Source organism: Bradyrhizobium sp. CCGUVB4N, assembly GCF_024199945.1.
Lineage (GTDB): Bacteria > Pseudomonadota > Alphaproteobacteria > Rhizobiales > Xanthobacteraceae > Bradyrhizobium.
This window is the reverse complement of sequence record NZ_JANADP010000001.1, coordinates 4,922,218-4,935,624: the sequence shown is the minus strand read 5'-3', so window position 1 is coordinate 4,935,624 and position 13,407 is coordinate 4,922,218. Positions and strand designations below refer to the sequence as shown.

14 protein-coding genes are annotated in these 13,407 nt (G+C 63.3%); 5 read left to right on the top strand and 9 right to left on the bottom strand.

Features of this window, described 5'->3' with window-relative positions; translation table 11 throughout:
• Positions 1 to 13 precede the first annotated feature (13 nt).
• The 6 genes from NLM31_RS22610 to NLM31_RS22585 form a co-directional block, all read right to left on the bottom strand.
• Positions 14 to 832, bottom strand: coding sequence for a sugar phosphate isomerase/epimerase (locus NLM31_RS22610; RefSeq protein ID WP_254193713.1), 819 nt, complete (start codon positions 830 to 832; stop codon positions 14 to 16).
• Positions 832 to 1,488, bottom strand: coding sequence for a hypothetical protein (locus NLM31_RS22605; RefSeq protein ID WP_254193712.1), 657 nt, complete (start codon positions 1,486 to 1,488; stop codon positions 832 to 834). Before NLM31_RS22605 ends, NLM31_RS22610 begins: the two co-directional genes overlap by 1 nt.
• Positions 1,489 to 1,503: 15 nt before the next feature.
• Positions 1,504 to 1,998 (bottom strand): type II 3-dehydroquinate dehydratase, encoded by a 495-nt coding sequence (locus tag NLM31_RS22600; protein WP_254193711.1) that lies wholly within the window; start codon positions 1,996 to 1,998, stop codon positions 1,504 to 1,506.
• A 32-nt stretch (positions 1,999 to 2,030) separates the two neighbouring features.
• On the bottom strand, positions 2,031 to 3,311 hold the full coding sequence (locus tag NLM31_RS22595; RefSeq protein WP_254193710.1) for a TRAP transporter large permease: 1,281 nt from the start codon (positions 3,309 to 3,311) through the stop codon (positions 2,031 to 2,033).
• 1 nt (position 3,312) lies between these two features.
• Positions 3,313 to 3,822, bottom strand: a complete 510-nt coding sequence (locus NLM31_RS22590; protein ID WP_254131467.1) for a TRAP transporter small permease — start codon at positions 3,820 to 3,822, stop codon at positions 3,313 to 3,315.
• 76 nt (positions 3,823 to 3,898) lie between these two features.
• Positions 3,899 to 4,918 (bottom strand): TRAP transporter substrate-binding protein, encoded by a 1,020-nt coding sequence (locus NLM31_RS22585; protein ID WP_254131466.1) that lies wholly within the window; start codon positions 4,916 to 4,918, stop codon positions 3,899 to 3,901.
• Between the two features lie 228 nt (positions 4,919 to 5,146).
• Between NLM31_RS22585 and NLM31_RS22580 the strand changes: the two genes are divergently transcribed.
• From NLM31_RS22580 to NLM31_RS22570, 3 genes are read left to right on the top strand one after another with little or no spacing between them, the layout of a single operon-like run.
• On the top strand, positions 5,147 to 5,806 hold the full coding sequence (locus NLM31_RS22580; protein WP_254193709.1) for a GntR family transcriptional regulator: 660 nt from the start codon (positions 5,147 to 5,149) through the stop codon (positions 5,804 to 5,806).
• A 54-nt stretch (positions 5,807 to 5,860) separates the two neighbouring features.
• Positions 5,861 to 7,033 (top strand): Xaa-Pro peptidase family protein, encoded by a 1,173-nt coding sequence (locus NLM31_RS22575; RefSeq protein WP_254193708.1) that lies wholly within the window; start codon positions 5,861 to 5,863, stop codon positions 7,031 to 7,033.
• Positions 7,030 to 7,899 carry an SMP-30/gluconolactonase/LRE family protein gene (locus NLM31_RS22570; protein ID WP_254193707.1) on the top strand — a complete coding sequence of 290 codons (870 nt, stop codon included), beginning with the start codon at positions 7,030 to 7,032 and terminating at the stop codon, positions 7,897 to 7,899. The genes NLM31_RS22575 and NLM31_RS22570 overlap by 4 nt, the downstream gene beginning before the upstream one ends.
• On the opposite strand, the gene NLM31_RS22565 is transcribed toward NLM31_RS22570, so the two are convergent.
• On the bottom strand, positions 7,896 to 8,711 hold the full coding sequence (locus NLM31_RS22565; RefSeq protein WP_254193706.1) for a hypothetical protein: 816 nt from the start codon (positions 8,709 to 8,711) through the stop codon (positions 7,896 to 7,898). The two genes, NLM31_RS22570 and NLM31_RS22565, sit on opposite strands and share 4 nt — an antisense overlap.
• Before the next feature lie 192 nt (positions 8,712 to 8,903).
• Here NLM31_RS22565 and NLM31_RS22560 point away from each other — a divergent pair, with 192 nt between their 5' ends.
• Entirely contained in the window at positions 8,904 to 9,443 is a 540-nt protein-coding gene (locus NLM31_RS22560; protein ID WP_254193705.1) for a helix-turn-helix domain-containing protein, read from the top strand.
• A 107-nt stretch (positions 9,444 to 9,550) separates the two neighbouring features.
• On the top strand, positions 9,551 to 9,943 hold the full coding sequence (locus NLM31_RS22555) for a cupin domain-containing protein (protein WP_254193704.1): 393 nt from the start codon (positions 9,551 to 9,553) through the stop codon (positions 9,941 to 9,943).
• 67 nt (positions 9,944 to 10,010) lie between these two features.
• On the opposite strand, the gene NLM31_RS22550 is transcribed toward NLM31_RS22555, so the two are convergent.
• Entirely contained in the window at positions 10,011 to 11,333 is a 1,323-nt protein-coding gene (locus tag NLM31_RS22550) for an adenylate/guanylate cyclase domain-containing protein (protein WP_254193703.1), read from the bottom strand.
• A 77-nt stretch (positions 11,334 to 11,410) separates the two neighbouring features.
• Positions 11,411 to 13,405 carry a primary-amine oxidase gene (locus tag NLM31_RS22545; protein ID WP_254193702.1) on the bottom strand — a complete coding sequence of 665 codons (1,995 nt, stop codon included), beginning with the start codon at positions 13,403 to 13,405 and terminating at the stop codon, positions 11,411 to 11,413.
• Between the last annotated feature and the right edge of the window lie 2 nt (positions 13,406 to 13,407).

Here is a 13,407-nt window from a genome sequence, read left to right as displayed (position 1 = left end):
GAGCACCCTTCCCTCAGGACTTCGCGCGCGCCCTCTCGACCACGGCCTTGGCCGCCGCGAGTGCCCGGCGCGCCCGGGTTTCGGCATCGACGGTCTTCGCGAGCTGGACGGTCGGAACCTCGATGCTGATGGTGAGGTCGTCCGGCATCGCCCGCGTCAGTTCGACAAGGTCGATGCCGCCCTCGCCCGGAAACATCCGCTCCTCGCGCGCGGCATGGATGAGCTGCTCCGTCGTCGTCGGACGCTCAGTCGGACCGTCGCAGAGCTGCCAGTAGTGCAGCCGATGTGCCGGGATGGTGCGGAGATCCGCAAGCGAGCTCTGCGATCGATCGAAATGCAGCGCGTCGACCAGAATGCCGGCAGAGGGATGGTCGACATCGGCGACGATCCGCATCGCAGTCTTGAGGTCCGGAACGCTGGTCCAGGGCATGAATTCGAGGTCGGACGTCAGTCCATACGCGGCAGCCGCCTCGCAAAACCGATGGTAGCGGTCCGAAAACCGCGTCAGATCCGGATCATAGGCGGCCACGAGGATGTGCCGCGCGCCGAGACGCGCGCCCGTTTCGAAGAAGGGCGTGAAGGACGCGATATCGGTTTCCGGCCTGATCGCGACGACCTCGAGATCGGCAACGCTCACGCCCGTCGCCTGCAATCGCGCCAGCGTCTCCCGCAAGAGCGGTGCATCGTCCATCAGGCGGTAGGCTGTTCCGCCCGGCGTTGCCGGCAGCAGCCTGAGCCCGACTTTCTCGTAGCCGCAGCGCGCCGCCAGCGCGAACATCTCGGGCGGCGCAAGCTCGAGCACGGTCAGGGCGGCGAGCGAGAAATTTGCCATCAGCCGAAATCCGCGATGCGGGCGTCGAGCGTAAACATGGTTTGATAGACTTCCGGCTCACTCGCGCGCCCCAGAATGTCAGGCGCAATCGTGCGTGCCTGCTGCAAGGCGGCCTGTAGCGAGGCTTCATCGAGCGCCTCGATCAACAGGAGGCCCGAGAAGAAGCCCTCCTCCTTGCGCATGCCCTTCTCCGTCGTTGGCACCGAGGTCCTCGCCTCGTCGGTTGCCCCGATCTGCACGGCGGCGACCCCGTCGCATGCAACCAGCGCCTCGGCCAATGTCATGGGGTTGCCAGGCAGCTTCTCGATCCGGAGCGCCAGAATTGTGGCCCCCTCGCCCCGCCCTGCCCGCGCCAGCATGGCGCCGCCGCCCCGCAAGAAATTGCCAAGCCTTGGCATGATGCGCTGTGACCACGGCGTCGGCGCGTTGAGGCGTGCCAGATAGGCTTCGCCGTCGAGCACCTCGGGCGTTTCCAGCTCGTACAGGATGAAGAAGCGATTGATATCGTCCCGCGTGGTGCAGAACACACGCGATGCGAGAAACCCCTTCGTGGTCACGCGCTCCGTGGTGTGCTCGCGCGTCAGCCAGTGCCGGTAATCGGTCAGGTCCTGCGCTACGACATCGCTCCAGATGGCGAGAAATCCCGATCCGCGCATCCCGCTCTCCTGAGGCTATGCCTGACCCGCGGCCGCAAGCCCGTGAAGGGCCGGCGGGATCGTGGCAGGCAATTGTCCGAGCTTTTGGACGGCCGCCAGCATCGCGGCGAGATAGCCGTAGGGACCCAGTCCGCAGATCACGGCCGTGCAGGCACTCGACGTGATCGAGTGGCGGTGCAGCTCGTCGCGCGCGTGGATGTTGGAGATATGCAGCTCGATCTTCACGCCTTCAAAAATCTTGAGCGCATCGATCAGGGCGATCGAGGTGAAGGAATAGCCGGCCGGGTTGATGATGATCGCATCCGCGTTGCCATGAGCGGACTGGATCAGGCTGACGAGCTCGCCTTCCATGTTGGACTGATGGAACGCGATCGAGACGCCGAGCTGGTCGGCCAGCGCCCGGCAGCTCGCCTCGATTTCCTCCAGCGTCGTCCGGCCGTAGATATGCGGCTCCCTGATGCCGAGGAAATTGAGATTGGGCCCGTTGAGGATCATGATGTTCGCGGCCATTGCCCTGCTCCGTTCCATTGTATCCGATGCGACTAGCCGCCGAACCATCTTGCCGGGATCGTGACCAGCCCCGGGAACAATACCATTGCGAACAGGACGATCAGTTGCGCGATCATGAAGGGCCAGACGCCCTTGATGATGTCCTCCATGCTGATCCTGGAGACGCCGCAGACGACGTTGAGCACGATTCCGACCGGTGGCGTGATCAGGCCGATGGAATTGTTGATGATGAAGAGCACGCCGAAATAAACCGGGTCGATATGGGCCGCCTTGATGATCGGCATCAGGATCGGCGTCAGGATCAGGATGGTCGGCGTCATGTCGAGCGCCGTGCCCACGATCACCACTACGACCATGATCGCGAGCATCAGGATGGTGTTGTTGCCCATGAAGGGTTTTAGAAGATCGACCACCTGGGCGGAGATCTCGGACACCGTGATCAGCCAGGACGACACCAGCGCGGCGGCGACCAGGAACATGACGACGCTCGTCGTCACGGCCGACGACACCATCACCGCGTAAACTTCCGACCATTTCAGCTCGCGATAGATGCAGGTCGCGACGAACAGCGAATAGACGGCGACGACGACGCCGGCCTCGGTCGGCGTGAAGATGCCGAAGCGCAGGCCCACGATGATGATCCCGGGCAGCATCAGCGCCCAGAAACCGTCGATGATGGCGTGCAGGATCTCGCGCAGCGAGGCCCGCGGCGGCGGCGTCAGGTTTTCCTTGCGCACGACCCAGTACCAGGCGGCGCAGAGGCCCAATCCGAGCAGCAGTCCCGGCACGATGCCGGCCAGAAACAGCTTGGAGATCGAGACGTTGGCGGCGACGCCGAAGATCACGAAGCCGATGCTGGGCGGGATGACCGGGCCGATGACGCCGCCGGCGGCGACGAGCCCCGCCGCGTAAGTCTTCTTGTGCCCGGCCGCCACCATCATCGGCACCAGCAGCGCCGCGAGCGCGGCGGCGTCGGCGGCCGCGGACCCCGACAGCGACGACAGGATGCAGGCGGCCATGATCGTGACGTAACCAAGCCCGCCGCGGAAATGCCCGACCGCAACGAGGGCGACATTGACGATGCGCTTGGCCAATCCGCCCTTGTTCATGATCTCGCCTGCGAGCATGAAGAAGGGAATCGCCATCAGCGGAAAGCTGTCGGCGCCGTTGATGACGTTCTGCGCCACGATCTGGGAGTCGAACATGTCGATCGTGCTCATCAGCGCGACGCCGCAGATGAGGAGCGCGAAGGCGATCGGCATGCCCAGCGCCATGGCGCCGAGCAGCGAGAAGGTGAAGACGGCGATCGTCATGTCACTGCTCCTCCGATTCCCGGACGGCCACCATGTCTTCCTCGCTCGCCTGCCCGCTGATCACGCGGTACAGGTCGTAGAGAAGGATAACGGCGGTCGATGCGCCGAAGATCACCCCCACCGCGTAGAAGATGCCCATCGAAAGACCGGTCGCCGGCGCGCGATCGTCGAGGTTGATGATGGTCTGCCGCCAGCTGCCGGAGAGCAGAAGCCAGTCGGCAAACAACATCAGGCAGTAATTGAGCACGAAGCAGATGCGCTTGCCGGAGGCCGGCAGCTTCCGGATCAGGGTGTCGACGCCGAGATGGGCGTGCTCGCGCATCGCGACGATGGCCCCGAGGAACGTCAGCCAGACCAGCAGCCAGCGCGACAGCTCCTCGGAGATCGTGATGCCGGAGTTGAAGCCGTAACGCAGCACCACGTTGCCGAAGACCAGGACCACCATGACCGCGAGGCACGCGGCAATGACGGCTTTCAGGAAGCTGCAATAGAGATCGAGAGCGCGCGCCATGCGTGACGTCCGGGCAAAGGAGGAGCGTGGGCCGGCCATGGGCCGGCTCGGCCGCCTGCGTTAACGAAGAGGTGGACTACTTCACGTCCTTGCGGATGCGCTCGACTTCGTCGTTGAAGAGCTTCACCGTCTCGGGACGAAAGCTGGCGGAGATCTTGTCCGCGACCGGCTGCGACGTCTTGCGCATGCGCTCGGTCTCCTCGGGCGCGATCGCGTTGTACTGCATGCCCTTGGCCTGCAATTCCGCCAGCGCCTTTTCGGTCTGCGCGCGCGTCTGCTCCTTCTGGTAGCCGCGGCTCTCCTCATAGGCTTCGCGCATCAGGCGCTGCTCGGTCGGCGACAGCTTGTCCCAGAACGCCTTGCTCACCAGGATGATGTTCAGCGTGAAGGTGTGGTTGGTGGCGGAGACGTATTTCTGCACTTCGTAGAATTTGTTGGAGAGGATGACCGTGTAGGGATTCTCCTCGCCGTCGACGGTGCGGGTCTCCAGCGCCGAATACAGCTCGCCGAAGGCCATCGGGACCGGATTGGCTTTGAAGGCGCCGAAGGTCTCGAGATAGACCGGGTTCGGAATGACGCGCAGCTTGAGGCCGCTGAAATCCTCGAGCTTGGTGATGGGCCGTGTGCTGTTGGTGACGTTGCGGAAGCCGAGGCCCCAATAGCCGAGACCGATCAGCCCCTTCGACGGCAGCGTATCGAGCATTGCGGTGCCGAATTTGCCGGTCGCCAGCGCATCGGCCTGCTCGGTGGTGTTGAACAGGAACGGGAAATCGACAAGGCCGAATTCCGGAATGACGGTTGCGAGTGAGGTCGTGGAGGCCGACAGCATTTCCTGGGTGCCGCCGCGTAGCGCGGATTGCTGCTGCAATTCGTTGCCGAGTTGTGAGGCCGCGAACTCGCGGACCTTCATCTTGCCCCCGCTCTTCGCCAGCAGGATCTCGGCGAATTTCTGCACGCCAAAGCTGACGGGGTGATCGGTGTTGTTCAGGTGCCCCCACCTGATCGTCCGCTCCTGAATGTCATCGGCGGCGGATGCGCCGACCGTCAGCGCCACGCAGATCGCCGTCGCAGACAGCGCCCGTACCCACAAGCTCATCGTTACCTCCCTGGTCCCACGGGCACGAACGGCGGCTTAAGCGCTCATTTTCTCGTACCCTCAGGTTATTTACACATCATACATATATTTCCAAGTCAAACGACATTATTCGTTTCATATGAGATTATTGTAGACGTCAGGTATCGACGATCTGCTATAGTGCTGGCAACATTGATGGTTCGCCTGCTCTTGCGCAGCGGGCGGTCCGGACAAGCGGGATCAGAAGGCATGACGGCACTCGAGGAACGGCCTTTGTCGGCGGGCGACAGCGGCTATCAGCGCATCCGCTCCGACATCATTTTCGGCGTGCTGACGCCCTCCGGGCGTCTCAAGCTCGATGCCATGAAGGAGGATTACGGCGTCAGCATCTCGACGCTGCGTGAGATCCTCAATCGCCTGACGTCGGAGGGTTTCGTGGTGGCCGAAGGCCAGCGCGGCTTCGAGGTGGCGCCGATCTCGATCCAGAATTTGCGCGAGCTCGCCGATCTGCGCATCCTGCTGGAGCATCACGCGATGGCCGAGTCGTTTCGGGCCGGCGACGTCGAGTGGGAGGGACGCGTGGTGTCGGCGCATCACAAGCTGGCGGCGACCGAGCGCACCGTCCTCAAGGAGGGCGACGATCCCGAGCTGCGCAAGCGCTACGACGGCGAATTCCACCAGGCGCTGATTTCGAGCTGCGGCTCGCGCGAGCTGATGCATACGCACGCGATCGTATTCGACAAGTACTTCCGCTACGCGCTGCGCTATCGCGGCACCGAGACGATCAACCAGCACAAGGCGCTGCTGGAATGCGCGCTCAAGCGGGACATCAAGAACGCCAGGGTCGTGCTGAGCGACCACATCAATGGCTGCGTCGCGCATGCCCTGTCGTCCTGGAAGGACGCCTGACCGCCCTCGCCCGCCTGCCCGCAAGATCAAATCGTCGACGCAGAAGAACGATCGATGCACGCCAATATTCCATTCTCCACGTCCAGGCTCGACGGCCTGCTCGACGATGCCGGCATCGACGTCCTGATCGTGACGTCGAAGCACAACATCCAGTACCTTCTCGGCGGGTACTATCATTTCCAGTTCGACTACATGGAAGCGATCGGCATCAGCCGGTATTTGCCCATCTTCGTCTACGTGAAGGGCGAGCTGGACAAGTCGGCTTACATCGCCAACCGCAACGAACGCGACAGCGTCCAGAACCGGACTGGCGCCGGCTATTGGATGCCGCCTGTCGTGTTCGGATCGTCGACCTCGGTCGAGGCGATGACGCTCGCGCTTGGGCATATCAAAGCCATCGCGACGCCCACGCTTCGCGTCGGCGCGGAGCTGTCGTTCCTGCCGGCCGATGCCGCGGATGTGCTGCGCCGGGAGCGACCCGATTGCCCGCTTGTCGAGGCGATGCGGCCGCTGGAGAAACTGCGCTCGATCAAGACCGCGGCCGAGCTGGGGATCCTCCGCGAGGCGTCCGAGCGCGTGGTCGCGTCGATGATGGACGCGGCGAGCCGTACCCGCGCCGGCCAGAGCAAGCGCGAGATCATCGATCATCTGCGCCACGCGGAGCTGTCGCGCGACATGATCTTCGAATACGCGCTGGTGACGATGGGCACGAGCCTCAACCGGGCGCCGTCCGAGCAGCGCCTCGCGCCCGGCGATATCGTCTCGCTGGATTCAGGCGGAAACTACAAAGGCTATATCGGCGATCTCTGCCGGATGGCCGTGCACGGGACGCCGGACGGCGAGCTGGTCGATCTGCTCGACGAGATCGATTTGATCCAGCAGGCAGCCCGGGCGCCGATCCGCGCGGGTCTTGACGGCTGCGAGATCTACGCCGCCGCCACGGAAGCGCTGGCGCGATCGCCTCACGGCAAGCAGATGCATTTCGTCGCCCACGGCATGGGCATCGTTAGCCACGAAGCGCCGCGCCTGACAGCGAGCGGTCCCATTCCCTATCCCGCCGACGACGCCAACGCGCCACTGGAAGCCGGCATGGTCATCTCGATCGAAACCACGCTGCCGCATCCGCGACGAGGCTTCATCAAGCTCGAAGACACCATCGCCGTGACCCCGGACGGCTATCAGGCCTTTGGTGACGACGCGCGCGGCTGGAACCGGATCCCGGCATGAGCGCGAATTCGATCTCCCCGCGCAAGGTCGAGACCGCCGTCGCCAGCGCGGATATCCTGGGCGAGACGCCCTTGTGGTGCGACCGCTCCCGCAAGCTGTGGTGGATCGACATCGACGGCAGGCTGCATCAATCCTTCGACCCGGCGACGGGCGCGCATCATGTCACCTCCTACGCATGCCAATTCCTCGGCAGCCAGGCCCTGACGGCCGACGGTGCGCATCTGCTCGCACGGGATTTGACCCTCCACCATCGCCAGACCGTGATCGAGGTCGAACGCGGCCTCGACAACCGTCTCAACGACGGCCGCGTCGACGCCCGTGGCCGTCTGTGGATCGGCACCATGGACAACCAGCTGCATCGCCCGAACGGCGCGCTGTATCGCGTGACTGGTGACGGCCAGGTCGTACGCATCTTCGACGACGTCATCGTCACCAACGGGATTGCGTTCTCGCCCGACCATCGCACGCTCTATTTCACCGACACGCGGCGGTATCGCACCTTTGCGTTCGACTTCGATCTCGACGACGGCGTGATCCGAAACAGGCGCCTGTTTGCCGATTACAGCGCCTCGCAGGAGCGACCTGACGGCGCCTGCGTTGATGTGACCGGCGGGCTATGGACGGCGTTCTTCTCGGGCGGCCGGGTGGTGCGCTATCGGCCGGACGGAACGATCGACACCGTCATCCCGCTGCCGGTGACCAATCCGACCTGCCTGTGTTTTGGCGGCAGCGACCTCAAAACGCTGTACCTGACCACGGCCCGGAAGTTCCTGGATCAGCAGCAGCTCAGCGTCGAGCCTCGGGCCGGTCATCTTCTCGCCATCCACGGCGTTGCGCAGGGTCTGCCGGAACACCGTTTCGGCTAGCGCAGCGGCAACAGCTCCAACTGGCTCTGCGCCTTCTTGATCGCTCCCGCAAACCAGCTCTGGCTCGGTGCCTCCTTGGCGAAGCACTTTGTGTAGGCGTCCATCGCCTGATCTTCCTTGGCCATGGAATCCTGCGGGACCTTTTTGGCCATCATCTGCTTCCAGACCTTCTCGCAAGCCGGGATCTCGGCCGTCTTCACGGCGTCAGTTGCGGCCAGGAAGAAGACCTTCTCGCCCTGGATCGCGACCACGTCGATCTCGTGCGGCGGCCCTTTCAAATCGCCATTGCCACGGACGCCGAGGACGGCGACCGCAGCGCCCGCGGATGCGGGTTTGGTGATCGGTAGCTCCGCGTATTTGGCGAAGGCCGAGTCCTGGATCGCCTGATAGTAGAAGCGGTCTGACCTGAACGCGGCATCGATCTCCTGCGGCATACCGTCCTTGCCGTGCTCGTGCAGCCAGTGCTTGAGCAGCGATGTCGTGGTCACCACGGCCTGCTGCTTGTCGCCTTCGGTGGCGAAGCCGAGCCCGTCGAGATGGCCGAAGCCGATGTCGCCCTCGAACAGCGTATCGGCGTTGGACTTGCCCTCGGCCGGCAGTCCCTTGATCGTGACGGGACCGACCAGGCCGCGCAGCACTCCGGTCAGCTCGTTGAGCGCCGCATCGTGCTGCTTGAAGGTCTCGTCGCTCTCCTTGGCCTTCGAGAATTTCGCGATGTAGCGGTCGCGCAGATCGAGATAGTGCTGCTCGGGAGACGCCGCGTGTGCTGATGTGGCGAAGGCGAGCAGGCAGAGCAAGGCGAGCGATCTCATTGCGATGTCCGGAAGGCTAAGGGCGATCTCCAGTCTTGGTGGCGTCGCCGGGCCGGAAGGTTCATCTCGGCGCGGTGTGTCGAGAACCAATCCTTCACCATGGCTTGCGGGTTCGATTGAGCGCAGGGAACCCGGGAGGTAAAATCGGCTGCAGATTTTCAGCAGGTGCTGGACATCCCGGGGGCGACGTCCATGAGCGAATTGCGCGCTGCGACCAGGCAATCCACGGCCAGGACCGGGATCATCGAATTCGATGGCGCCAGGGGCACGGTGAGCATCCCCTGCACCATCGCGGACGTATCAGGCACCGGCGCGCGGCTGAAGCTCGACTGGTCGCTGTCGTTTCCGAAAGAAGCCACGCTGGTCTTTGCCGACGGCTTGCGAAAAACCTGCCGCGTCGCCTGGCAGAAGCGGCGGCTGATCGGCGTCGCCTTCGTCGATGGCGTCGCGAGCGCGGACGAACAGGCGCTCATGATGACCGAGGAAGAGCAGGCCCTGCACCGGCGCCATATTGGCGCGCAGGTCAAAGGCGCGCGCGAGGCGCGTGGCTACACCGAGGCCCAGATCGCCAACCTGGTCGGCGTCTCGCCCGAGTTCGTCTCGCGGGCCGAGAATGGCGAGATCAGCATCCCGCTCCACCAGCTCACCCACATGGCCGATTTGTTTCTGGTCGATCTCGACAGTCTCGTGGCCGGCCCGGCGTCCAGCGACGTCGAGCTGATGGCGGAGTGAGCGCACTGCCCCTGCGGGACAGCCCTGCTCTGCCGGTCCATGTGGGAAACGCCTTTTGCCTGCTGTAAGCTCGCACCTGTGTCAGCGTCGACGCGGGAGATGATTGCATGACGGAGCCCGGCTTCGGTCGGTTCATGAAGGACCACAGGGAGTTTTTCAACGCTCTGGCCGATGAGGGATGGCGGGCCGTGCCCGGCTATGTCGGGGTCGAGGAAAAGATCCTGTCCGGCCGTTTCGATCATCCGACGCGGACGGGCGCCGTGACCCGCCTGTCGCGCTGGGCTGCGGGAGCATCTGTAGACCATCCGGTCTCGCATGATTGGTGCGAGGAAGTCTTTTTGGTTTCGGGCACGCTGTCGATCGGCATGCCGTCACAGGAAACGCAGTTGCTGGAGGCCGGCACCTATGCCGTGAGGCCGGCCCATGTCGAGCATGGACCGTCCTTCACCCGCGATGGCTGCCTGATGATCGAATTTCTCTACTATCCGCCGGCGAACTAGCTGTTTCCGCGAACGTCTGTTTTTCGGCTGGCTCTCCCGGGCGTGCCAAGGGCTCTGGCAATCACCGTTACAGGCTGGCGGCGAAAATATCCCATCGGCCCGGAAGGCCCTTGAATTCGTGCGAACCACGCGAGGCGAAGCTCAAACCCGCGCCGGCAACCAGATCAGTTACGACCCTTGAGACCAGAACCTCGTCAGCGTTCGAATGCCCCATGACGCGCGCGGCCGCGTGCACGGCAATCCCGCCGATGTCGCCGCCCCTGATCTCAATCTCACCTGTGTGAAGACCCGCTCGCACCGCCAGACCCAGTTGCTTCGAGGAATGACTGAAAGCCAGCGCGCAACGAACCGCGCGGCCGGGGCCGTCGAATGTCGCCAGGATGCCATCACCTGTGCTTTTTATGAACGTGCCGCGATGCTGCTGGATGACGTCTTTTGCCAACTGATCATGCCGGTCCAGAACCTGTCGCCATTTCAGGTCTCCCATATTGGCAGCGTTGCGCGTGGAATCGACGATATCGGTGAAAAGCACGGTCGCCAAAACCCGCTCCCCGTCGCGCGATGAGCTTTCGCGGCTGCCCGTGATGAACTCTTCGACGTCTCCTAACAGGGTGTCGGCGTCACCGGAGCCCAGTATGTGATCACCATCCGGGTACTCGATATATTTGGCGTCGGGAATCTTCCTTGCGAGATTTCGTCCGGCTTGCACCGGAATGAGAGCGTCCGTCTCGCGGTGAAGGATCAATGTTGGTACTCGCACCACCGACAATATGGACTCGACGTCGATAGCGGCGTTCAGCAAGGAAAAGGACTTGAACGCCCCTGGGCTGGCAGACAGCCTTTCAAACTTGGCGAAATGTTTGACCGCCTCAGGGTTATGAGCCTCACTCGGATTGATAAGATTGATCAATCCCCCCGTTCCCCACGCCTTTGCACGTTCGGACACGAGCGCTGCGTAGTTCGCGGCCTTTTGGGCCGGTGAGCTCGCAAAGCCGGCGTACAGAATGAGATGAGAGACGCGATCGGGGTATGTCGCGGCAAACAAGATGCTCATTGCCGAACCTTCGGAGATACCCATCAGGGCCGCACGGGGCGAACCGATTTCATCCATGATGGCTCGAACGTCGTCCATGCGCTGTTCAAGCGAGGGAGCATCCGGCATTCTGTCGGAGAGGCCCTGGCCTCGCTTGTCAAAGGTGACGACCCGGGCGAAATGAGACAGGCGCCGCAACGAGGCCGTGTATCCCGGGCCTTCATGCATGAACTCGACATGGGACACCATGCCGGGGACGATGATGAGATCGATCGGTCCTTCACCGATTGTTTGATATGCGATGTTGAGCTCCCCGCTTAGCGCGTAGCGGGTCACAGGCAATTCGAAATCGCTCATCGGGCGCCTCCACGACCGTCGTGGATGTTGCGCTCCCGCTAGTGCTTGAGCAAGCCCCTACCGCGCGGTCTGCAGACCTAGCCCTTGTGGCAGCACGACCCGCTGCCGGCGTCCTTCTGCTCACCCGCAAGCACGCTGCGGCTGTTGCGGTCCGGCGGGATGTCGCCGGCCGCATTGGCCGCGAAGAAGCCGGTCGGCTTCAGCGTGAAGCCGGCATATTCGACCGGCATGATCGGAAAATCCTCGGGCTTGCAGATGTGGGTGTGGCCGAAGGAGTGCCACAGCACGATGTCGGTATTCTCGATGTTGCGGTTCTGCGCGGCATAGCGCGGCAAGCCGTCGCCGCCGGCATGGTTGTTGGGATAGTCGCCGCTGGCGTACTTTTCCGCCGCGTCGAAGGCCGTCACCCAAACGTGCTTGGTCGCAAAACCGCCGCGCCTTCGGACGTAGCTGCCCTCCTGGGCCAGCATCAGAGGGCTTGGATTGACCACGAGCTTGTAGGCCGGCGCGTTGCCGACCGAATTGGTCTCGTTGGGATTGCTGATCTTCCAGAAGCGGCCGGTCTCGCCATTGGCAATGGCGGCGGCATCGCGCTCGCGTGACAGCACGCGCGTGGTGGCGTCGAACGCATTGCCGTGCGGGTTGTCCGCCCCCCAGGGCCGCGGCACGAACTCGTGCTCGCTGACGGTGTTGCCGCCGCCGTCGAGATCCATGTGCATGCGCACGTTGAAGAAGTGCTGGTGTGTCGGGCCGCCGAGATTGTCGTCGACCATCCCGCCCCATTTGTACTTTTCGCCAGACGGTACGGCGGCGGTCTGGATGATGCCGGTGAGCTTTGTTTCGAGCTGGATCGTGCCGTCCTGGTAGAGATACCAGTAGAAGCCGTAGTCGTAGTTTCCGACGGTGGCGAAGAACGAAATCACGAGCCGCCGCGAGCGCCGCACCTCGAACAGGCCGTTGCGGAATTCGTAGTGCTTCCAGGCAATTCCGTAGTCTTCTTCATGCATGCAGATAGCGTTCTGCATGACGAAGGGTTTTCCATTGTTGTCGGCGGCCGGCACGTTGAAATAGTGGATGTTGCCGAGGCAGTCGCAGCCGAGCTCGAGCGCATTGGCGAGCATGCCGAGGCCGTATTCGCCGGCATCGAACGCCGACTTCCAGAAATGGTTCGCGCTGGGATCGGCGTAAGGCACCACCATCTCGGTGACGCTGGCGCGATGGATCAGCGACCGCTTGCGCGCGCCGTCCTGGTAGGCGAGCTGATGCAGCACCAGCCCTTCGCGCGGCGTGAAGCCGACGCGAAAACTCCATTTCTGCCAGTCGACCTTCCAGCCGTCGACCTCAAAGCTCGCGCCCTCGGGCTGCTCGATATGCAGCGGCTTGATGTCGGTTCGCGTATTGGTGACTTCATGCGCGCCGTAATTCCGCTTCTTGCGCGGGATCGGCACGATCGGGTCCCCGTCAGTGAGGTCGAGCACTTTGCCGCTGATGAGGTCGACGACCGCAACCACGCCCTCGATCGGATGAGCATAGCCGTTGTCCTGGAGATGCTCGCGAAAGAAGCTGACAGCGCGGACGATGCGCGCGCCGCGCTCATACTCAAAATCGAAGAAGCCCGAGGAGAACGGATCGACCTGGACCAGCTCGATGTCCTTGTCGGTGAGGCCACGCCGGTACATCGCATTTCGCCAGCCGGGATCGGCCTTGACCATAGCCTCGCACTTGATGATTTCCTCCAGCATCACCGACGGCTGCCCATAGGGCGCCTCCCGGTTCGGAATGACTTTTCGGGCGACAATCTCATTGCGGGCGAGATCGACGATGTGCTCGATCGCCTCTCCTGTCGCGACATCGAGTGTCAGCGCGAACGCACGACGCGGCACGCCACCCGCGGCCAGCTCCTGCTTGGTCGGCTCTTCCAGCCGCACCGTCGGGAAGCGACAATTCTCCGGCGAGGCTGAGCCCGTACGCACCAGCGTGCAGGCGGCGGTGATCTCCTCGGCGGTCAGCGGGTCGAGCGGATGCGGCGTCGCGGTCTGCGCCTGCGATTTGGCTTTGACGGTATCGAGCATGA